The sequence below is a fragment of the Eggerthella guodeyinii genome (genome assembly GCF_009834925.2).
Classification (GTDB): Bacteria; Actinomycetota; Coriobacteriia; order Coriobacteriales; family Eggerthellaceae; genus Eggerthella; species Eggerthella guodeyinii.
Map to the genome: position 1 here is coordinate 348446 of NZ_CP063310.1, position 21450 is coordinate 369895.

Sequence of the window (21450 nt, forward strand, 5' to 3'; positions counted from 1 at the left end):
TACGCTGTCAACCGCTTCGGCGGCCCGAGGTCGTGCGCTGTTCAACGAAAGGTAACCGACGTTTTGGCTAAAAAGCGCTTCATACAAAAGAAGTCGAACCTGGCTGCGAAGATCCTCGCGGTTGGCTGCGCATCCTGCGTGCTGACCGGGTGCATCGGCTTCGGGTTCGCCTCTGCTGGAAGCGGCGCCGCGCACGATATCGACTCGTTCGGCATCGATGCGTCAAGCACGAGCGCTGCCGCTACCGCAACGCAATCGGCGGACTTCTCCGCCGCAACCTCCGACGCCGCCGCTTCCCCGCGCGAGACCACCGTGCTCACGAGCACCGCGTCGCGCGACATCTCGCAGGGCATCGAGGCCATCGAGGCCGAGGAAGAGGCCGCCCGCATCGCCGCCGAAGAGGCGGCACGCGCCGAGGAGGAGGCCCGCATCGCGGCCGCCGAGCAGGCGAAGGCCGAGCAGGAAGCTCGAGCCGCTCAGGAAAGCGCTGCGAATGCAGCCGCCATGCTTTCCGAAGTTGATTTCACCGTAGGCAAGGAAGCCTTCATCACCCAGTGGACCTCCCGTATCGACAACTACCTCGCCGGTTCTCCGCTGGCAGGGTACGGCTCCACGTTCGCCGAGGCCGCTTGGAACAACGGCGTCGACCCGCGCTGGTCGCCGGCCATCTCCAACACCGAAAGCTCCAAGGGTGCTGTGTGCTTCAAGCCGTACAACGCCTGGGGCTGGGGAAGCAGCAGTTGGTCCAGCTGGGAAGAGGCCATCAACGCCCACGTGGCGGGCCTGGCAAGCGGATACGGCTACTCCATCACCGTGGCGAATGCGCAGAAGTACTGCCCACCCACCTACATGGACTGGTACACCAAAACCATCAGCCAGATGCAAATGATCTAAGCGAACCGCCGGCCCCGAGCCGGCGGTTCTTTTTGCACGCACCTTCGCGTTCTCTCAGTTTGTAGTTATTGACATTACAAACGTGAGGCGGTACGCTATGTTTGTAGCTACGATTATTACAAACCAAGCAACGAAGGATGGCGAACATGGCAACGATCGTATTGGTCGGAGGCAATGGTTATATCGGTCGCGAGATCACGCGGCAGTGGTTGAAGCGGGACCCCGAGGCGCAGCTGTACGTGACGAGTCGCAGCGACCGTCGGGAGATCGAGGACGAGCGCGTGCATCACGCGCAGGTGGACGTCAACGATGAGGCCGCCTTCGAGGGGGCGCTGCCCGAAACGGTCGATTACCTGGTCAATCTCGCGTACGGAAGCATGGACGCGATGAAAACCATGCGCGCATTTGCCGAGCGGCACGGCGTGCAGGCCATCGGCAACGTCGGCATTGACGGCGCCGCGGCCGGTGAGGGGTTCGCGGATTTCGCGGACATGAAGGCGCGCGAGCTGGAAGCCCTGCGCGAGGGCGCGGTGCCCGTCGTCAACTACGATCTGACGGTTGCCTACGGTGCCGATCGCGACGACGACCTCCTGAGGGCGATACGAGCCGGCGCCTTGGACGCGCTGCCGCCGGTTCACGTCGAGGTGGTTGCGCGCCTCCTGATCGACCGACTCACCAAAGCCTGGCTCGCGTAAACACAGCGAGCACACGGCGCGCGGCAGGGGACGGGGATAGCTTGGCGGTGAATTCGGCGAGCTATCCCTGCCGCTGCGCTTCGCTTGCGGTACCATGGGTTGGTGCAGCAGGCGAGAAAGTGGGCTTTTATGAGGGTAGGCAGACAATTCACGATTGCCGTTCACGCGCTCATCATGATCGCGTACTTTTCGGACGTCCGCGTTACCAGCGACATGGTCGCGGAAAGCGTGGGAACCAACCCCGTCACCGTCAGAAACGTGTACGCGAAGCTCAAAAGCGCGGAGCTGCTGACGGTGCAGCGGGGGACCGGCTTCACCGCGCTGGCTCGGCCCGCGTGCGAGATCACGCTTTGGGACGTGTACGCCGCCGTCGAGACGGATTCCGTCGACGAGATGTTCAAGTTCTCCGATACGCTGTCGGGCGCATGCCCCGTCGGCGGCTCCATTCGAGAGTTGCTGCTCATCCATCTGCGGGAGGCCGTCGCTGCGATGAGGGACGTCCTCGCGCGCACGACGTTGGAAGAGCTTCGCTACGAAATCGAGGCCCATCACGAAAAGGGGATCGACCTCCCAACCGTCGTCGCGTGGTACAAAGAGCACGGCTTCGAGGTTGTCGAGGCGCGTTCCGCTGAATGTTTCACGTGAAACATTCGTTCCTAAGTACCTGATTGCTCCACGTTACGCCTTTGTCGCCGTTCTATGGCGACGCTGGCCGCGCCCGCGTCCATGCAGTATGCTAGGGCGCAGCAGAAAATCGGCGCCGCGTGGGCGCCAGGTGAAAGGATCGGTATGAGCAACGTGATCGTCGTCGGCTGCGGCCGCGTCGGATCTCAGCTGGCGAATATGCTGTCGGACAACGGCAACAACGTGTGCGTCATCGACAAGAACGCCAACGCGTTCGCGAACCTGGGCCGCAACTTCAACGGCTCCACGGTGCAGGGCGTGGGCTTCGACGAGGAGACGCTCGTGAAGGCCGGCATCGAGGACTGCGACGTCATGGCCGCCGTCACCCAGTTCGACAACACGAACCTCATGTGCGCCGAGGTGGGCAGCCGCCTGTTCGGCGTGCCGCACGTCATCGCGCGCCTGTACAACCCCGATCACGAGCGCGCCTACATGCAGCTGGGCATCGACTACGTGTGCGGCACGTCGCTCGTGGCCGAGGACGTGTTCAGCAAGGTGGTGTCGGGCCACGGCGCCCACCTCGACACGTTCGGCGAGTTCGAGGTGCTGCGCTTCTCACTCGACCTCAGCTCCACGGACAAGCGCACCATCCGCGTGGGCGAGCTCGAGCGCGACCACGACATCCGCATCATCGCGTTCGAGCGCAGCGACGGCTCCGCCAGCTCCATCCCCACGCGCGACTCCATCCTCTACAACGGGGACTCGGTGCTCGCCTGCGTGCGCCACGAGCTCATCGAGACGTTCGCCCGCTACATCCAGGACTAAGGGAGCTCTCATATGTACATCGTTATCGCAGGTGGCGGCAAAGTTGGCGAATATCTGGCTTCGGTGCTGCTTTCGAGCGGCAACGACGTGGCGGTGATCGAGGAGAACCTCGCGACGGCCGACCGCCTGTCGGTGGCGCTCCAAGGGCGCTACCTCGTCATCCACGGCGACGGATGCGACTCGAAGTACCAGGAAGACGCCGGCATCCGCCGCGCCGACGTGTTCGTGGCCACCACCGGCCAGGACGACGACAACCTCGTGTCGTGCGAGATCGCGCAGCGCGTGTTCAACGTGCCGCGCTGCATCGCGCGCGTGAACAGCCCGAAGAACCTCCGCATCTTCAAGGAGGTGGGCATCGAATGCGTGTCGTCCACCACGCTCATCGCGAACCTCATCGAGGAGGAGACGCTGCTGGGCAGCGTGAGCGTCGCGTCATCGCTGACGCACGGCAACGTCATGCTCACCGAGATCGTGGTGCCGCGCATGCGCCATCATTCCAACGAGGCCGGCATCCTCGTGTCATCGCTTCCCATGCCGGAGAACAGCCTGATCGCGGCCGTATCGCCGAAAGACGACGACAACGTGGAAGTGGCCAACGAAGAGACGGTGCTGTACCCCGGCGACAAGGCCATCGTCGTCGTCGACAACGAGGTGCTCGACGACGTGCGGGCGCTGTTCAAGTCCCTCTGACGCCCCCGCCCCGTGCGGAGCGACGGGCGCGTGAGGGGACGCGGCTTCACCCCTGCGCGGCGGCCAGCTCGGCGAGGGCCTCGGGCGGGGTGTAGGCGCAGGTGCCGTCGCCGAGGGCGATGACTTCCACCGGATCGTTCACGTTGATGGCGCCGCCCTCGAGCGCGACGAAGAAGATGCCCTCGCGCGGGAAGATGCAGTCGCCGGCCAGGTGGTAGATGGCGCACTTCGTGTGGCACACCTTGCCGATCTGCGACAGCTCCAGCAGCACGTCGTTCCCGATGCGCACGCGCGTGCCCAGAGGCAGCGCCAGCAGGTCGATACCCTCGGTGGTGACGTTTTCGGCGAAGTCGCCCTCCACCACGTCGAGGCCGGTCGCGCGCGCTTTCTCGATGGATTCCCAAGCAAGCAGCGACACCTGCCGATGCCAGTCGCCGGCATGTGCATCGTCGGCCACGCCCTGATGCGCGATCACCCTCACCGCCGCGTCGCACGGCGTCTTGCGCGTGCCCTTGCGCTTCGACACGTTGATCGAGCGAACGCGCCCCCGCGCGTTCCCCTCGTGCTGTCGTGCTTGCTCCATGACCCGGATCCTCCCTAAAACCTAGTGAAATAATAGGAAATATACTACTCGAACAAGAATAGGGAAGTCAAGCGGGCGTGTCCGCTGCCGTCTGCTGACCGCCCTGCGCCCGCCTTGTTCCCTCGGCGCTTTCCGTGAAATACGCCGCGCGGGCGCGCGTTTGCGGTATGCTGGTTGCCATCAGGTACGACGTGGGAAAGGGACCGGTGTGATCAACCGTTACACGCGCCCGGCAATGGGCGCCATCTGGGAGCTTGAGAACAAGTTCTCCATCTGGAAGGAAATCGAAGTGCTGGCGTGCGAGGCGCAGGCCGAGCTGGGGAAGTCGGGCATCACGAAGGAGGAGGCCGCGTGGATCCGCGCGCACGCCGACTTCACCGTGGAGCGCATCGACGAGATCGAGAAGGTGACGAACCACGACGTCATCGCGTTCACCACGAACATGGCCGAGTACATCGACGCCGACGTACCCGAGGGCCAGGAGCCGCCCAGCCGCTGGGTGCACTACGGCATGACGTCGTCCGACCTGGGCGACACGGCGCTGTCCTACCAGATCACGCAGGCCATCGACATCATCCTCGAAGACATCAAGCAGCTGGGTGAAACGTGCAAGCGCCGCGCCTTCGAGTTCCAGGAGATGCTGTGCGTGGGCCGCACGCACGGCATCCACGCCGAGCCCATGACGTTCGGCATGAAGTTCGGCAGCTGGGCCTGGGCCCTCAAGCGCGCCCAGACGCGCATGGAGGACGCCCGCAAGGTGGCCGCCACGGGCGCCATCAGCGGTGCCGTGGGCACGTACTCCAGCATCGACCCGTTCGTCGAGCAGTTCGTGTGCGAGCGCCTGGGGCTTGAGGCCGATCCGCTGTCCACGCAGGTGCTGGCGCGCGACCGCCACGCGCAGGTCATGGCCGGCCTCGCGGTGACGGCGTCCACGCTGGAGTCCATCGCCATGCAGGTGCGCCTGCTGCAGCAGTCCGACGTCATCGAGGCCGAGGAGCCGTTCGCGAAGGGCCAGAAGGGGAGCAGCGCCATGCCGCACAAGCGCAACCCCATCACGGCCGAACGCGTCTGCGGCCTGGCCCGCACCGTGAAGGGCAACGCGCAGGTGGCCTTCGACAACGTGGCGCTGTGGTACGAGCGCGACATCAGCCACTCCGGCGCCGAGCGCGTCGCGCTGGCCGACAGCTTCATCGCGCTCGATTACATGTTCGGCAAGATGCAGTGGATGCTCGACGGCCTGCAGACCTACCCCGCCAAGATGGAGCAGAACCTGTGGCGCACGAAGGGCCTCATCTTCAGCTCGAAGGTGCTGTTGGCGCTCGTGGACACCGGCATCAGCCGCGAGGACGCGTACGTCATCGTGCAGCGCAACGCCATGAAGGTGTGGGAGGACATCCAGAACGCCGTGGACGGCCCCACCTACCGCGAGAACCTCGAAGCCGACCCCGAGGCGAACCTCAGCGCCGAGGTGCTCGACGAGATCTTCGATCCCTGGGACTTCCTCACCCGCAAAGACGTGGTCTTCGACCGCCTCAAAGAGCTGGAGTTTTAAAGCCCAGTCCTCAGGGTTCCCTTCGGGGCCTGCGATGCCGAGCGCCCGCCGCGACACACGTGGCGGGCGCTCTCTAGTTTGTCTTGGCTTGCGAGAACACGGCGTCGATGGCCTGCTCCCAAACGGCGTAGACGTCCACCGGCTCATGGCGCGAGATGACCTGGCTCGTGCCGTTGAGTACCACGTACAGAAACTCGGCGTTTCTCGTGGCGTCGAACCCGTCCCCGAACACGCCGATGTCGCATCCGTGCTGCAACACGGCAGTGAGCGCCTCCGTCATGGATTTGCCCAGCCGCTCCTGTTGGGACGCGATGCTGGGAATGCGCGTGGCCTGCAGGTCTATCTCGGCGAGAACGTGCCGCCGCTCCTCGTCGTCGTGGTAATTCGCGATGATGGATCGCCCCATGGCGTCGAGAAAGGCATGGTAACCAGGCGCGTCGGTGATGGCGAGGAAGCTTTCGTCCTGGAAGTCGAGCGTGGGCCACATGCTTTCGGAGACCGCGCGGAACAGGTCTTCCTTCGAGGGGAAGTAGTAGTACAGCGACGGCTTCGTGATGCCCACCAGCGTGCAGATTTGGCTGATGGACGCCTTGTCGTAGCCCTTTTCGGCGATAAGCTGGTACATCGCCTTCAATATCTTTTCCCGCGTGCTCGATTCTTCCATGGTGTTCCTTCCGCTCTGTGACCTGATCTCCAAGGTCATGAAAATCATTGTAATGTCGAATGGTGGTGCGGTCTTGCTGGAATGTACCCGCATCTTCCAAAATCAATGGTTGACGAACGATAGCCCGCTCAGTATTATAGTGTATACCGACCGGTAGGTAAATAAAATTCATCAATCGGGAGCGAAAGAGGGGATGCGAGGGGCGCCGCTCGTGGACGGGCGCTTGCCAAGCTTCTCTCGCTGCGCTTCCGAGGAGCACGGAGGAGGTGGAGACCCGTGTTTGAGAGCTATCGGCATCCAGGAGAATTCGAACCGCAATCTGATGTGTTCATGACGTGGCTTCCCGACGACATTCAGATGCAAGGCTACGACAATCGCGCTACCTGCATCGAGATCATCAAAGCCCTGCAGCAGTATGGCGACGTCAAGCTCCATATCAATTGCGGGGCAGAGGGCGTGCTGGAGAAAGCGCGCGTCGCGCTGCGCACCGCCTGCGTGGACCTCGACGATATCGAGTTCACGCAATTCCCCGACACGAACTGGTACGTTCGCGACAATGGCCCCACGATTATGGTGGATGACCATGGCGGCAGGGTCATGGTGAACCCCGGGTGGACCTACTACGGCGTATGGAGCGAAGACGCGCCCGAAGCCGTGTGCGCTCGCAAGGCCGGCGTGCATATGGCCGTTTCGCTGGGCTGCTACGACATCGTGAGCTCGAACCTGGTTTCGGAAGGCGGCGACCGCGAGTTCAGCGGCGATGGCATCATGATGTGCATCGAGGATACCGAGGTGCGCAAACGCAACCCTGGATTCACGAAAGCGCAGGTGGAGGAAGAGTACAAGCGCCTGTACAACGTTCAGAAGATCATCTGGCTGCCGCATCCCACCGTCGAGGACGACGACTACCGGATGGGGCCACTCGAGTATCGTGCCGGGGTTCCGTACTTTGGAACGAGCTTCGCCGCGCATGTCGATGAAATGTGCCGGTTCGTGGATGGCTCGACCATCCTCCTTGCCGAAGTGACCGACGAGGAGGCGGCGGAGAGCGCTGCCGCAGCGGAAAGCAAGCGCCGTCTGGACGCGGCGTACGAGGTGCTTCGCGCCGAAACCGATGCGCAGGGCAACCCGTTTACCATCGTGCGCATGCCGGTGTCGATACCCATCGATTACCTGCTGACCGCCGATGACGACGATTACGAGCTGTACAAGGGGTTCATCGACGAGATGGGCGGCTGCTTTGCGGACGGCACTCCGTGGCCCGAAGGCGACCTGCACTTCATCGCTTCCACCGGATACTGCAACTTCCTCATCTGCAACGGCGTCGTGGTGGGCCAGCGTTATTGGAACGAGGGCATGGACCCGGCCATCAAGGCGAAGGACGAGCAGGCGGAATCGGTGCTGAAAGCGTGTTTCCCGAATCGCGAAGTCGTGATGGTGGACAGTCTGGCGCTCAACATGTCGGGCGGCGGCGTGCATTGCTGGACGAAGAACGTTCCCGCTGCGGGAAAAGCGTGCAGAGGCGCGTAAAGGTGCTGAACAAGCGACCGCGCCGATTATTCTCCCGACAATCGGCGCGGTCTCAGAAATGCTGAACAAAGTATACCAGAAAGGGCGTTTTGCCATGAACCATAACCTGCTGGGTCGCGACATCCTCAATCTTCGCGATCTCTCGAAAGACGAGTTCCGTTACTTGATCGACCTGTCTGCCACCTTGAAGGCGCAGAAGCAATCCGGCGTCGATCAGCACTATTTTCCGGGAAAGAACGTGGTGGCGAACTTCGAGTGGGGTTCCACTCGCACACGGTGCGCGTTCGAAACGTCGTGCAACGACCTGGGCATGGGCTTCACCTACCTGACGAATTCCCACATGGGCGATTGCGAGACCATCGAGGACACCATGCGCGTGTTCTCCGAGATGTACGACATCATCGTCATCCGCGCCCAGCGCGATGAGGAGTACATCTACCAGATGGCCGAGTGGGCGGGCGTTCCGCTAATCAACGCTCTGTCGCTGGGCGATCATCCCACTCAGATGCTCGCCGATGCGCTGACCATGGAAGAGCAGTGGGGCGGACGCGGCTCGTGCCGCCACAAAAAGCTCGCTTTCGTGGGCAACTGCGCAGGTGCCCCTTTGTTCTACGGCCGATTGGCCGCCATGCTCGATATGGATTTCTATGCGATCGGCCCCGATCAAGACCGTCACCAGATGTGCCAGCGCATGATCGACGACGTGCAGGACATGTTCGACCGGTACGCGCCGAACGCCCGGTTTGTCATCACGTCCGATCTTGACGCGCTCGAGGGCATGGATGCGCTCGTCACCGAGGAATGGCGCTATATCAATCCCGAATGCGGCGAGGAAGTGTGCGACCCCAACCTCTACGAGAGCTGGATGGGCGATTTCGAGCACTTGCGTCCCTATCGGGTGAGCAACGAGATCATGGAGCGTACGAAGAACCCCGACATCTTCTGCATGCACGAGCTGCCTTCGACGCACAATGCCGACCATGCGACCGGGCGCCGCTTGATGTCCCAGGCGCCGAACGAGGAAGAGCGCCAGTTCATCGCAGAGGGTCTGGAAATATCCAACGAGTGCTTCGAGAGGAATGCTTCGGTCATCTTCCGAGAGGCGGGAAATCGCCAGCACACGATCAAGGCGATCATGGCTGCGGTGCTGGGCCTGTAGGAGCCTCTTCTCAGGAGTCGAAGTCGAGCGCTGCGCGGGCGATGGGTTTCGCGCAGCGCCGAGGCTTCGCAACCTCCCCTATCTGAAAGGGAACAAGCATGGATACCTCAAATCTGAAAAGCAGCAGCAAGTACGCTTGGCTGCTGGTGCTGGGTCTGGGTCTTATGTCTGCGGGTACGACGGGTTCCTACAGCGTGGTCGCGGGCAGCTTTTTGACACCCGTGTGCGATGACCTGGGCATCGATATATCCGTCATGTCGTATTACTTTACGATCACGCTGTTGGCGCTGGCTCTCTCGCTGCCGTTCGTGGGCAAGCTTCTGCCGAAGGTCGTGGGGAAGTTCGGCTTGACGGCGATATCGGCCGTGCTGCTGGTGGCCGGCGCGGCGATGTCCTTCTACACGCAGGCATGGATGTGGTTCGTCAGCGCGTTCGTCATCGGCGTGTGCTTCGCGTTTACCACGGGCGTGTGCATGAGCGCCGTGGTAGATCAATGGTTTCGCAAGAAGGCCGGTCTGGCCATCGGCTTGTGCTGGACGGTGAACTCGGTGTACATGCTGGTGATGAGCCCCGTCATCACCGCGCTCATCGAGTCGATCGGGTGGCGCAGCGCGTACTTGGTGTTGGCTGGCGTATCCGCTGTGCTCGTGCTGCCGTCAACCATCTTCATCATCCGCTACAAGCCCTCCGACAAGGGCATGCTGCCGTATGGCTATGAGCCGCAGACGGGCGACGATGCCCAGAGCTTGGCTCCCGAGGCCGTTCGCGGCGTGCCGTTCAAGGTTGCCATCAAGTCGCCCGCCTTCTACGCATGCGTGGGCTTCCTGTGCCTCGTCCAGCTGACGGTGTGCATGAACCAGCTGTTCCCCACGTACGCGATCGAAGTGGGATTCAGCCCCATCATCGGTGGATTCATGGTGTCGGCCGCTTCGATGTTCGATATCTTCTTGAATCCGGCCGTCGGCTCGACGTGCGATAGGTTCGGGTCCGTGAAGGCGCTGTTGGCGTGGATATGCGTGAGCATACTGTCGTTCGTGATGCTGATCTTCGCCGCCGGCCAGCCATGGCTTGCCATATTCGCGGCGGGCGTCAACGACGTCATGTACGTGGTTGCGGGCGCGGGTTTGACCGTGCTGATCATGGACATATTCGGTTCGCGCGATTTCGGACGCATATTCGCCCTGATATGCTCGACGGGTTACATCGTCGGTGCGTTCGGCATGCCCGTCATGACCGGCGTGTACGCGTCGACGGGCACGTTCAACGCGGTGTTCGGGTTGTGCATCGCGCTCAACGTCGTGGTGGCGGGCCTGCTGATCTTCGCTCGCAAGAGCGGCAAGAAGCTGAAGTGGGAGGAAGCCGAGCAAGACGTGAAGGCGCTCGGATAAGCTGTGTCCAACGCGGGGGCTTGCGGCTTGGCGCAAGCCCCCGCGCGCGTTGCGTGTCCGAAGGCGTTTAAGCCTGCGTTACCCGGCAGGCGTCCAGACGCGGACGAGGCAGTACTTCTTCGCCTCGCCGTCGAGGGGTTTGTCGTCGACGTTCGTGTACGTGACCACGGTGTCGCGCGACCCGGTGGACGCCAGGTACTCGCCGTAATCGTCGGCGCCGCTTTTCACGTCGAACGCAAACCACTGGCTCGTGTTGAAGTTGATGCCCACGACCTGCGTCAGCGACTTCACCATGAGGTACGACCCGCACCAGGCGGGAGGTGCGGTGGGGTTGCGGCTGAAGCGGAACCACGGGGCGGCGCTGTAGTCGCCGTTCGTCACGGTGCTGGCCGGCGCGTACGTGCCCAGGCTTGCGATGCCGTCGCCGTACTGATAGCCGGCATCGAACGAGAACATGAACCCGGTGTTGCCGTAGCCCGCTTCGAGCGGCTTCATCGACGTGGGCAGCGCCATGGTGTCGAGCGCCTCGCCCGTGTTCGCGTCCACGCGCACGAGCTGGTAGTGGATGGACGACGTGTCGGTGCGCGGCGTAATGACCACGGAATCGCCGGTGGCGTAGGGCGCCGTCGCCATGCGGCCGATCGAGGTCCACAGCGTCTCGGTGTCGGTCGCGCCCATCGTGGCGCGCTTGAACAGCGACGGTTCGGCCCTCTTCGAGCCGCTCGCCTTCGGCAGCACCTGCCAGAACGCGCGGTTGCCGACGGCGGCGATGGTGGGCATCTCCCATTCGCTGTCGCCCTCTTCCACGAGCGCGGGGTTGCCCAGGGAGGCGCCGTCGCTGCGCGCCGTGTACACGCGCCAGACGCCGTCGAGAATGTCGGCCTCGGCCCAGATGAGACCCGAGGACGTGGCGCGTACGTCGTAAATCTCGAAGCCCTCTTCGATGCCGACGGCCTGCTCCAGAACGATGGGGTAGTTCCCCGAGTTCAGCGCGAGCAGGGCCACCTGCGTCAGAGGCTTGCCAGTGTCGGTGGGCAGCAGGCACGCGGCCACGTCGTCGTCGCTTGCCCAGACGAGGGAGCCGTACGGCAGCTCGAAGTTGCCCACCTGGTTCATGAGCGTCGCGGGGTCGTCGACCGCGGCGAACGTGTTGGTGAATTCCTCGGAGGTGGACGACAGCACCGCGCTCTCGGGCACCTCGAGCACCACGAGATTGTCGTCGGGATCGCTCTTCGTCTGCTCGATGATGACGGATGCGCCGCCGCCGACCGCCGCCAGGGCGCCTACGCCCAGCGCGCCGTACAGGAAGTGGCGTCGGGTGAGCAGGATCTCCCCGCCGTTCGGCGTAGGGACGCGCACGCCGCCGTTGCCGTTGCCGCCGCCGTTCGAGGAGCCGCGCGGGGTGGGGGACGATGCGGCGGACGAGCGCCGATGCGCGCCGGCCGAGCCGATGGAGCCGCCGCTTCCGTACCCGGCGACGTTGCCGACGTTGGGCGCGCTGCTGCGATGGCTGCCGCCGCCGTGCGCACCGCCGTACCCGGCTACGTTGCCGACGTGACCGCCGCGCGAGCTGGTCTTGCCGTCGGCGTACAGCGCGCCCCCGTCGGAGGTTGCGCGCCTGTTCGCAAGGCGTTTCTTTGCAACGGTCGGTTTCGCGTGGTTAGCGTGTGTTGATCTGCGGGTTACCATGGTGTTTATTGTGTCATTTCACGCACAGGTTCAAGCGCCCTTCGGTCTAATTGCTACAATAAACGCAAACACGACCACTACGCTCGGATCTGGTCTACGTAGGGAACGCAGGCGCGTGCTATCCGAGATGACAGCGAGCTTGAGGAGTGATCCATGAGCAACGAAACACGACGCATCCTTCTGGTGGAAGACGAAAAGGCCATCCGCGATGCCGTGACGGCCTACCTCGAACGAGAGAATTACTGGGTGACGGCGGTCGGCGACGGTCAGGAAGCGCTCGAGGAATTCTCGAAGCATCACTTTGACCTGGTTATACTCGACCTCATGCTGCCCCGCGTTCCGGGCGAGCGCGTCTGCCGCGCCATCCGCGACAACTCCGACGTTCCCATCATCATGCTCACCGCGAAGGGCGAGGTGGAGGATCGCATCATCGGCCTGGAGCTGGGTGCCGACGACTACCTGGTGAAGCCGTTCAGCCCGCGCGAGCTGGTCGCCCGCGCCCGCGCCCTGCTGCGCCGCGTGCACGCCGACTCCGAGCCGCAGCGCGAAGTGCTGGAGTTCGGCGAGCTCACCATCGACGTGTCGGGCCACAAGGTGCTCGTCAACAACGAGGAAATCGACCTCACTGCCAGCGAGTTCAAGCTGCTCACCACGCTGTCGCGGTACCCGGGTCGCGTGTACTCGCGCATGGAGCTGGTGGAGAAGGTGCTCGGCTACGACTTCGAGGGCTACGAGCGCACCATCGACTCGCACGTGAAGAACCTGCGCGCGAAGATCGGCGACAACCCGCGGAGCCCGAAGTGGCTGCACACCGTGCACGGTGTGGGCTATCGCTTCGAGGATCCCACGAAGGTTGCGCAGTAACCCAACGTGCGAGATACCAACGAACAGGCTCCTTCATCTGCCGCCGATGCACCTGAAGCATCGCAGCCTCCGGTTGTCGAGCGTTTGACGGTCGATGCGGACGGGAACGCCGGCGCTACGGGCCCCATCGTCGTGCCGCACGAAGAGAGCGGTAAGAAGCGCCGCGGCATCCGATTCGGTTGGGACAACCTGACGTACACGACGCGCGTCACGGCGGCGTTCGCCTTCGTGGCGGCCATGACCGCGCTCGTGGCCATCGGCGTGCTGTCGTTCGTGTGGGAGCAGCACTTCCAGACGTACACGCAGGCCAACATCGAGAAGCTCGCCGAATCCACGGCCGAGCAGATCGCGGAGATATACACTGACACGGGCTCGTTCGACAACGAAGGCGTGAGCACGGTGGCTCGCTATGCGGCGAAGCTCAACGGCGTGGGCGTGATGATCGTCGACAACCAAACGGGTAAGCCGGTATTCGACTCCTCGACGACGCCCGAGAACGGCGAACCCGGCACCATGCCGAACAGGGATTACAGTCGCGGTTCGCTTGCGCCTTCGGGTGCAGGCGACCAATTCGCCACGGCTCCCATCGTGTCCGATAACGTCGCCGTCGGGTCCGTTCGCATGTGGGTGTACGGTTCCGAAGCGCTTTTGAGCCAGACCGACGAGGAGTTTCGCGACAACTCGTACCAGGCCATGGTCTTCGCGACGGCGCTCGCCATCGTGCTGGCGTCGTGCATCGGCTTCCTGTTCGCCCGCACGCTGGTCAGCCCCATCAACCGCATGACCACCACGGCGAAGGCCATCAAGGAAGGCGACCTGTCGGCCCGTACCAAGCTGCACGGCGAAGACGAGATCGCCCACCTGGGCGAGACGTTCGACGCGATGGCCGACTCCATCGAGCGCGACCGCGAGCTGGAGCGCCGCCTCACCACCGACGTAGCGCACGAGCTGCGCACGCCGCTCATGGCCATCCAGTCCACCGTGGAAGCGATGGTGGACGGCGTGTTCGAGGCCGATGAGGAGCGACTGGAAACGGTGAACTCCGAGGTCCAGCGCTTGAGCCGCCTGGTTGACGCCATCTTGAAGCTGTCGCGCCTGGAAAGCCGCTCCACGCCCATGAAGAAGGAAGTGGTCAACGTGGGCGAGCTGATCGCCGGTATCGTGGCCACGCACGAGGCGTTCGTGGCCGACTCGGGCCTCACGTTGAAGTACGAGATGGAGCAGGGCGTGCGCGTGCTGGGCGACGCGGACATGATCCGCCAGGCCACCGCCAACCTCATCTCGAACGCCGTGCGCTACACGCCCGAAGGCGGCCTGGTCACCGTGCGCGTGAAGCGCGGCGACATCATGGCGTCCATCAGCGTGCAGGACACGGGCATCGGCCTGTCGCCCGACGAGGCGAAGATGGTGTTCTCCCGTTTCTGGCGCGCCGACGCGGGCCGCACCCGCGAGAGCGGCGGCCTCGGCATCGGCCTGTCCGTGGTGAAGGAGATCGTCGAGCGCCACAACGGCTGGGTGCAGGTGGAAGGACGCAAGGGAGAGGGCGCGTGCTTCACCATCCACATCCCGCTGTACCAGGGCGACGATCCGCAGCGCGGGCAGAAATCGCAAAAATCGCGCGGGAAGTCGCGTAAAGATCAGAAATAGACGATAATAGGGCGCGCCGACGGAGAAGGGGAGCGCCGACCGCCGCATCGCGTGCGGCGTTTCGAGAGAGCAACGAAAGGACCAGCATGACCGGAATCGACATCAAGCCTGATGCGCAAGGGAAAGTCCGCGACCTGTACGATCTGGGAGACAAGCTGCTGCTTGTGGCGACGGACCGCATCTCGGCGTTCGATTACATCCTGGAGGACGAGATCCCCCACAAGGGCGCGGTGCTCACGCAGCTGTCGTGCTTCTGGTTCGAGCTGTTGGACGGCGTGGTGGAGAACCACCTCATCTCCTCCGACGTGGCCGACCTGCCCGAGCAGTTCCAGCCGTACGCCGACTACCTGCGTGGACGCTTCATGCTGGTGAAGAAGGCCGACATGTTCCCCGCCGAGTGCATCGTGCGCGGCTACCTGGCCGGCAGCGGCCTCAAAGAGTACGAGAAGCAGGGTACCGTGTGCGGCATCGAGCTGCCCGAAGGCCTCGTGAACTCGTCGAAGCTGCCCGAGCCCATCTTCACGCCGTCGACGAAAGCCGAGATCGGCGACCATGACGAGAACATCAGCTTCGAGCGCCTCGTGAAGATCATCGGCGAAGAGGATGCCTCGCAGCTGCGCGATCTGTCCATCAAGGTGTACTCCACGGCGCGCGACCATGCCGAGAAGCAGGGCATCATCATCGCCGATACGAAGTTCGAGTTCGGCCGCCTGAACGGCCAGATCATCCTGGCCGACGAAGTGCTGACCCCCGACTCGTCCCGCTTCTGGCCGGGCGACGAGTACGCCGAGGGCGCCGACCAACCCAGCTTCGACAAGCAGTTCGTGCGCGACTGGCTGAACGCCAACTGGGACCGTCAGGGCAACCCGCCCCGCCTGCCCCAGGACATCATCGATCGCACGAGCGAGAAGTACATCCAGGCCTACGAGAAGATCACGGGTAGGAAGTTCGCCTACTAAGAACGCGTTAGTCGAGCGGAATGCGTGCGGCCAAGGGGGCTGCGCGCATTCCGTCGTTGAAGGAGCAATAACCTATGTCCCAGCGCAATCCCATGAACGACCGGTACCAGACCGACGAGCACCAGGGTCAAACGCGTAAGAGCGCGGCCTCCATGAAGCCGAAGTCGAAAGCGGCTTCGTCGGTGCGCGTGCAGCCCACCGTAAAGACGAAGCAGCAGAAGAAAGCCGACAAGAAGGCCGCTCGCACGAAGCAGACCGAGATCGACCGGCAGTACTACAACCCGCCCACCGCGGAGTACAAGCGCCTCCGCAAGATCTGGTGGGGCCTGCTGATCGGCGCCATCGTGATGACGGCGCTGTCGTGGGTCGGCCGCTCCTTCCTGCCCGAGGCGGCCACGTACGTGGTGCTCGGCCTGGCGTACGTGTGCATCATCGGCGCCCTGTACGTGGACTTCTCGAAGATCCGCAAGGTGCGCCGCGCGTACCAGGAAGAGATGATGGCCAAGAAATCCAAGGAGATGCGCGCCGCCGAGAAGCAGCAGAAGGCTGCTCAGCGCGCCGCGAAGCAGGAGGAGGCCGAGAAGCCGGCCATCGAGGAGCAGCCGAAGAAGCGCGGTCTGTTCGGCAGCGGGTTCCGCCTGAACAAGGCCCAGGCGGCCAAGACCGAGAAGCAGGAAGCCGAAGCGGCCGAGAAGGATTCGACGAAGTAAGGTGGGGACCATGGTTTCTCGTGTCTACGTGGAGAAGAAGCCCGGTTTTGACGGCGAGGCCCAGCAGCTCAAAGAGGAGCTGCGCAGCCTGTTGGGCGTCGAGGCGCTTGAGAATCTCCGCATGGTGAATCGCTACGACGTGGAGGGCATCTCGGACGAGCTGTTCGAGCAGTGCGTGCCCACCGTGTTCAGCGAGCCGCAGTCCGACAACGTCGTTGCCGCAGAAGACCTGACGCACGCGGACGCGTTCATGTTCGCCGTGGAGTACCTTCCCGGCCAGTTCGACCAGCGCGCCGACTCGGCAAGCGAGTGCATCCAGCTGATCAGCCAGGGCGAGCGCCCCGAGGTGCGCAGCGCGAAGGTGTACCTGCTCGAGGGCGCGCTGTCCGACGAGGACATCGCCGCCATCAAGCAGTACGTGATCAACCCCATCGAGGCGCGCGAGGCGTCGCTCAAGACGCGCGAGACGCTGCACATGGAGCAGCCCGTGCCCGGCATGGTGGAGACGGTCGAAGGGTTCCTGGAGCTCGACGAGGCCGGCCTGGCGGCGTTCATCGCCGATCGCGGCCTGGCCATGGACGTGGCCGACATCGTGTTCTGCCAGCAGTACTTCGCCGAGGAGGGGCGCAACCCCACCATCACCGAGATCAAGATGATCGACACGTACTGGTCCGACCATTGCCGCCACACCACGTTCGGCACCGTGCTGGACAACGTCGTGGTGGAGGACGAGGCCGTGCAGGCTGCGTTCGAGCAGTACCTGGCGATGCGCCATGAGCTGGGCCGCGACGAGAAGCCGATGTGCCTCATGGATATGGGCACCATCGGCGCGCGCTGGTTGAAGGCGCGCGGGGTGCTGACCGGTTTGGACGAGTCCGAGGAGATCAACGCCTGCACCGTGAAGGTGAAAGTGGACGTGGACGGCGAGGAGCAGGACTGGCTGTACCTGTTCAAGAACGAGACGCACAACCATCCCACCGAGATCGAGCCGTTCGGCGGCGCGGCCACCTGCGTGGGCGGCGCCATCCGCGACCCCTTGTCGGGCCGCAGTTACGTGTACCAGGCCATGCGCGTGACGGGCGCGGCCGACCCGTTGGTCCCCGTATCCGAGACGCTGCCCGGCAAGCTGCCGCAGCGCAAGCTGGTGACCACCGCGGCCGCCGGCTACTCGTCGTACGGCAACCAGATCGGCCTGGCAACCGGCCAGGTGAACGAGCTGTACCACCCCGGCTACGCCGCGAAGCGCATGGAGATCGGCGCCGTGGTGGGCGCCACGCCGGCCGACCACGTGCGTCGTGAGACGCCCGCGCCGGGCGACGTGGTGGTGCTGCTGGGCGGCCGCACCGGCCGCGATGGCATCGGCGGCGCGACGGGCTCCTCGAAGGCGCACAAGCTGGAATCGCTCGAGAGCTGCGGCGCCGAGGTGCAGAAGGGCAACGCGCCCGTGGAGCGCAAGATCCAGCGCCTGTTCCGCCGCAAGGACGCGTGCCAGCTCATCAAACGCTGCAACGACTTCGGCGCGGGCGGCGTGTCGGTGGCCATCGGCGAGCTGGCCGACGGCCTGCTCATCGACCTCAACAAGGTGCCCAAGAAGTACGACGGCCTGGACGGCACCGAGCTGGCCATCTCCGAGAGCCAGGAGCGCATGGCCGTGGTGCTGGCACCCGAGGGCGTGGATGCGTTCATCGGCTACGCGCACGAGGAGAACCTCGAAGCCACTCCCATCGCCACGGTGACGGAGGAGGCGCGCGTGCGCATGGAGTGGAACGGCTCCACCATCGTGGACGTGAGCCGTGCCTTCCTCAACAGCAACGGCGCGGCGAAGCACCAGGACGTGCGCATCGTGCGCGGCGGCGCTTACGAGCGCACCTGGGCAGGCGACACGCTGGCCGAGCGCATGACCTCGCTGGTCACCGACCTCAACGTGTGCTCGAACAAGGGCCTGTCCGAGCGCTTCGACTCCACCATCGGCGCGGGCACGGTGCTCATGCCGTTCGGCGGGTCGCGTCAGCTGACGCCGGCGATGGCCATGGTGGCCAAGCTGCCCGTGTTCGGCGAGACCACCACGGTCAGCGGCATGGCCTGGGGTTTCAACCCGTACCTCACCGAGGCCAACCAGTTCACGGGCTCCTACATCGCCGTGGTGGAGAGCGTGGCGCGCCTCGTGGCCGCCGGCTTCCTCCACGAGGATATGTACCTCACGTTCCAGGAATACTTCGAAAAGCTGCGCGACGAGCCCGAGCGTTGGGGCAAGCCCACGGCCGCCGTGCTGGGCGCGCTGATGGCGCAGGTGGATTTGGGCATCGGCTCCATCGGCGGCAAGGACTCCATGTCGGGCAGCTTCGAGCAGCTCGACGTGCCGCCGACGCTGGTGTCGTTCGCGACGGCCGTGGGCTCGGTTGATCGCGCGACCTCGCCCGAGTTCAAGCAGGCGGGCAGCCGCGTGGTGCGCATCGCGCCCGCCACGTACGACGGCGTGACGCCCGATGCTACCGGCCTGGTGGAGACGTTCAAGCTGGTGGAGCGCCTGATCGGCGACGGCGCGGCGCTGGCCGTGTCCACGCCGGGCTACGGTGCCGCGGCCGAGGCCCTGTTCAAGATGTGCGTGGGCAACGGCATCGGCGTGAAGCTGGCCGACCGCGTGACCGCCGACGAGCTGTTCGCGCCGTCGTACGGCAGCTTCCTCGTGGAGCTTGCGCCGTGCATGGAGCTGCCGACCGCGTCCGACGCCGTGTGCGTGGGCGAGGTGGGAGAGACGACCGAGGCCTACGTGTTCGCGGCGTGCGGCGAGGTTATCGACCTTGCCGAGTTGCAGGAAGCGTGGGAGGGCCACCTCGAGCCGGTGTTCCCGTACCGCGCCGAGGGCGCTGCCGTGGAGGCGGTGTCCTTCGACGGCGCCGCGCCGCTCGTGTACAACGGCATCCTCGCGAAGCCGCGCGTCGTCATCCCCGTGTTCCCGGGCAACAACTGCGAGTACGATTCGGCGCGTGCGTTCGAGCAGGCGGGTGCCGTGGCCGAGACGATCATCATCAACAACCTCACGCCGGACAAGGTGGCCGAAAGCACCGAACAGCTGGTGCAGGCCATTCGCAACAGCCAGATCATCATGCTGCCCGGCGGTTTCTCCGGTGGCGACGAGCCCGACGGTTCCGCGAAGTTCATCACGGCGTTCTTCCGCGCCCCGGCCGTGACCGAGGCGGTGCGCGATCTGCTGCAGAACCGCGACGGTCTCATGCTGGGCATCTGCAACGGGTTCCAGGCGCTCGTGAAGCTGGGCCTCGTGCCGTTCGGCGACATCCGTCCGATGGACGAGACGTGCCCCACGCTGACGTTCAACGACATCGGACGCCACCAGAGCCGCCTCGTGCGCACGCGTGTGGCGTCGAACCTTTCGCCGTGGCTGAGCCGCTGCGAGGTGGGCGACATCCACACGGTGCCGGTGAGCCACGGCGAAGGCCGCTTCGTCGCGAGCCCCGAACTGGTTGCCGAGCTGCGCGCGAGCGGCCAGATCGCCACGCAGTACGTGGACGAGCGGGGCGTGCCGTCGATGAGCCTCGAGGTGAACCCGAACGGGTCCGTGCTGGCCATCGAGGGCATCACGAGCCCCGACGGTCGCATCCTGGGCAAGATGGGCCACAGCGAGCGTCGCGGCTATGGTCTGTATCAAAACGTCCCGGGCGATCGCTACCAGCAACTTTTCGAAGGCGGCGTGGGCTACTTCACGGACTAATCAGTTCCGCATAGCAGCTGTTCCCAAGCGCGGCGCACCTCCGAGGGCGCCGCGCTTGCTATACTGGTGGCACGGTGCTCCCCGTCGAAGGGAAGGTGGCGTCATGAGGGTACTCGGCATGGGCGTTCCGGAAATGGTGATAGTGCTACTGGTGCTGCTGGTGCCTATTGCGCTGGTGGTGGCGCTCGTCGTGGTGCTGGCGAAGCGTTCGAATGATCGACAGCCCCTGCCCGACGAACGCCAGCGCGCCAGCGTGTTCGCCTACCAGCGCCTTTCCCAGCTTGACGACCTGCGCAAGCGTGGTGCCATTACCGACGAGGAATACGCCTCGAAGAAGCAAGAGTTCATGCAGGATTTGTAAGCCGTCGTGACGAGGAGAAACCTGGTATGGACGTCGAATTCGTCAACCTGACGCCGGAGAACCTTGCCGACGAGCACCTTTCGTGCATCATCCGTGTCAGGAAGCCTCATCCGGGCGTCGAGGCGAAGCGCCAGTGGCTTGCCGAGCGGCTGCTCGAGGGTCACGTGTTCCGGAAGTTGCAGGTGAAAGATCCTGTCTTTATCGAATACGCCCCGCTTGAAACGGCGTGGGTTCCCATCGTGGGCGACAACTATCTGTACGTGTACTGCCTCTGGGCGTCCGGCAGCTGCAAGGGGAAGGGGTACGGGCGCGCGCTCATGGAATACTGTTTGGACGACGCTCGGGCGCAGGGCAAGTCGGGCGTATGCCTGCTGGGAGCGAAGAAGCAGAAGGCATGGTTGACCGATCAGTCGTTCGCTCGGAAGTTCGGCTTCGAGACGGTCGACGCCACCAACGACGGGTACGAGCTGCTCGCGCTATCGTTCGACGGCACGGTGCCGGCGTTCACGTCGCGAGCTCGGGCTCAGACGATCGAGAGCGACGAGCTGACGATCTACTACGACCTGCAATGCCCCTACGGCCCCGAGCGCATCGAGGCGATACGGCGGTACTGCGATGAGGAGGGCGTCCCGTTGACGCTCATCCAGGTGGACTCGCTGGAAACAGCGAAGGAGCTGCCCGGCGTGTTCAACAACTGGGGCGTGTTTTACAAGGGAAAGTTCCAGACCGTGAACCTGCTGGACGTCGCGACCCTCAAGAGGATACTCAAGAAGTGAGACTGCGAAGAACAGCTTTTTTTCGTGCGGTTGAGTTTCGCCTAAAAGTGAAGCTGGTGTGTCTGCGGTAAACGCGACAGGGTTGATTTCTCCGGTATAGTTATTCGGTA

19 protein-coding genes are annotated in these 21450 nt (G+C 64.0%); 16 read left to right on the forward strand and 3 right to left on the reverse strand.

Annotated elements, in window-relative coordinates; genetic code table 11:
• Window positions 1-63: 63 nt before the first annotated feature.
• The 5 genes from GS424_RS01405 to GS424_RS01425 all read left to right on the forward strand — a co-directional run bounded on the left by GS424_RS01405 (window position 64) and on the right by GS424_RS01425 (window position 3728).
• Window positions 64-894: a CMP-2-keto-3-deoxyoctulosonic acid synthetase gene (locus tag GS424_RS01405; protein WP_160942079.1), complete on the forward strand. Its 831-nt coding sequence runs from the start codon at window positions 64-66 to the stop codon at window positions 892-894.
• 146 nt (window positions 895-1040) lie between these two features.
• Window positions 1041-1589, forward strand: coding sequence for a saccharopine dehydrogenase NADP-binding domain-containing protein (locus GS424_RS01410; RefSeq protein ID WP_160942078.1), 549 nt, complete (start codon window positions 1041-1043; stop codon window positions 1587-1589).
• Between the two features lie 102 nt (window positions 1590-1691).
• A complete protein-coding gene (locus GS424_RS01415; RefSeq protein ID WP_244977714.1) occupies window positions 1692-2234 on the forward strand; it encodes an Rrf2 family transcriptional regulator in 543 nt (180 codons plus the stop codon).
• Between the two features lie 144 nt (window positions 2235-2378).
• A complete protein-coding gene (locus tag GS424_RS01420) occupies window positions 2379-3038 on the forward strand; it encodes a potassium channel family protein (RefSeq protein ID WP_154333369.1) in 660 nt (219 codons plus the stop codon).
• A gap of 12 nt (window positions 3039-3050) precedes the next feature.
• Complete coding sequence (locus GS424_RS01425) at window positions 3051-3728, forward strand: potassium channel family protein (protein ID WP_160942076.1); 678 nt, start codon at window positions 3051-3053, stop codon at window positions 3726-3728.
• A 46-nt stretch (window positions 3729-3774) separates the two neighbouring features.
• Here GS424_RS01425 and GS424_RS01430 read toward each other — a convergent pair whose 3' ends face one another.
• Window positions 3775-4311, reverse strand: a complete 537-nt coding sequence (locus tag GS424_RS01430) for an MOSC domain-containing protein (RefSeq protein WP_160942075.1) — start codon at window positions 4309-4311, stop codon at window positions 3775-3777.
• Window positions 4312-4519: 208 nt separating this feature from the next.
• On the opposite strand from GS424_RS01430, the gene purB reads away from it, so the two are divergent.
• The gene (gene purB, locus GS424_RS01435) at window positions 4520-5863 is read left to right on the forward strand and encodes an adenylosuccinate lyase (RefSeq protein ID WP_160942074.1); all 1344 of its coding nucleotides are present in this window, start codon (window positions 4520-4522) and stop codon (window positions 5861-5863) included.
• Window positions 5864-5936: 73 nt separating this feature from the next.
• Here the strand turns inward: purB and GS424_RS01440 are convergent, their stop codons facing one another.
• Window positions 5937-6527, reverse strand: coding sequence for a TetR/AcrR family transcriptional regulator (locus tag GS424_RS01440; protein ID WP_160942073.1), 591 nt, complete (start codon window positions 6525-6527; stop codon window positions 5937-5939).
• Between the two features lie 276 nt (window positions 6528-6803).
• On the opposite strand from GS424_RS01440, the gene GS424_RS01445 reads away from it, so the two are divergent.
• The 3 genes from GS424_RS01445 (at window position 6804) to GS424_RS01455 (ending at window position 10604) form a co-directional block, all read left to right on the forward strand.
• On the forward strand, window positions 6804-8057 hold the full coding sequence (locus GS424_RS01445; RefSeq protein ID WP_160942072.1) for an agmatine deiminase family protein: 1254 nt from the start codon (window positions 6804-6806) through the stop codon (window positions 8055-8057).
• A gap of 94 nt (window positions 8058-8151) precedes the next feature.
• Window positions 8152-9216, forward strand: a complete 1065-nt coding sequence (locus tag GS424_RS01450) for an ornithine carbamoyltransferase (RefSeq protein ID WP_154333373.1) — start codon at window positions 8152-8154, stop codon at window positions 9214-9216.
• 98 nt (window positions 9217-9314) lie between these two features.
• Window positions 9315-10604, forward strand: a complete 1290-nt coding sequence (locus GS424_RS01455; RefSeq protein WP_160942071.1) for an MFS transporter — start codon at window positions 9315-9317, stop codon at window positions 10602-10604.
• 78 nt (window positions 10605-10682) lie between these two features.
• Here GS424_RS01455 and GS424_RS01460 read toward each other — a convergent pair whose 3' ends face one another.
• Window positions 10683-12293: a Tat pathway signal protein gene (locus GS424_RS01460; protein ID WP_244977637.1), complete on the reverse strand. Its 1611-nt coding sequence runs from the start codon at window positions 12291-12293 to the stop codon at window positions 10683-10685.
• Between the two features lie 153 nt (window positions 12294-12446).
• Here GS424_RS01460 and GS424_RS01465 point away from each other — a divergent pair, with 153 nt between their 5' ends.
• From GS424_RS01465 to GS424_RS01495, 7 genes are all read left to right on the forward strand, one after another.
• On the forward strand, window positions 12447-13157 hold the full coding sequence (locus GS424_RS01465) for a response regulator transcription factor (RefSeq protein ID WP_009305830.1): 711 nt from the start codon (window positions 12447-12449) through the stop codon (window positions 13155-13157).
• Window positions 13158-13163: 6 nt separating this feature from the next.
• Window positions 13164-14804 carry a sensor histidine kinase gene (locus GS424_RS01470; RefSeq protein WP_160942070.1) on the forward strand — a complete coding sequence of 547 codons (1641 nt, stop codon included), beginning with the start codon at window positions 13164-13166 and terminating at the stop codon, window positions 14802-14804.
• 86 nt (window positions 14805-14890) lie between these two features.
• Entirely contained in the window at window positions 14891-15763 is an 873-nt protein-coding gene (locus GS424_RS01475) for a phosphoribosylaminoimidazolesuccinocarboxamide synthase (RefSeq protein WP_160942069.1), read from the forward strand.
• Window positions 15764-15837: 74 nt separating this feature from the next.
• The gene (locus GS424_RS01480) at window positions 15838-16473 is read left to right on the forward strand and encodes a hypothetical protein (RefSeq protein WP_154333377.1); all 636 of its coding nucleotides are present in this window, start codon (window positions 15838-15840) and stop codon (window positions 16471-16473) included.
• 10 nt (window positions 16474-16483) lie between these two features.
• On the forward strand, window positions 16484-20203 hold the full coding sequence (locus GS424_RS01485) for a phosphoribosylformylglycinamidine synthase (protein WP_160942068.1): 3720 nt from the start codon (window positions 16484-16486) through the stop codon (window positions 20201-20203).
• A 103-nt stretch (window positions 20204-20306) separates the two neighbouring features.
• On the forward strand, window positions 20307-20564 hold the full coding sequence (gene ccmI / locus GS424_RS01490) for a c-type cytochrome biogenesis protein CcmI (protein ID WP_160942067.1): 258 nt from the start codon (window positions 20307-20309) through the stop codon (window positions 20562-20564).
• A 26-nt stretch (window positions 20565-20590) separates the two neighbouring features.
• Window positions 20591-21340, forward strand: coding sequence for an N-acetyltransferase (locus tag GS424_RS01495; RefSeq protein WP_160942066.1), 750 nt, complete (start codon window positions 20591-20593; stop codon window positions 21338-21340).
• The last annotated feature ends 110 nt before the right edge of the window (window positions 21341-21450 follow it).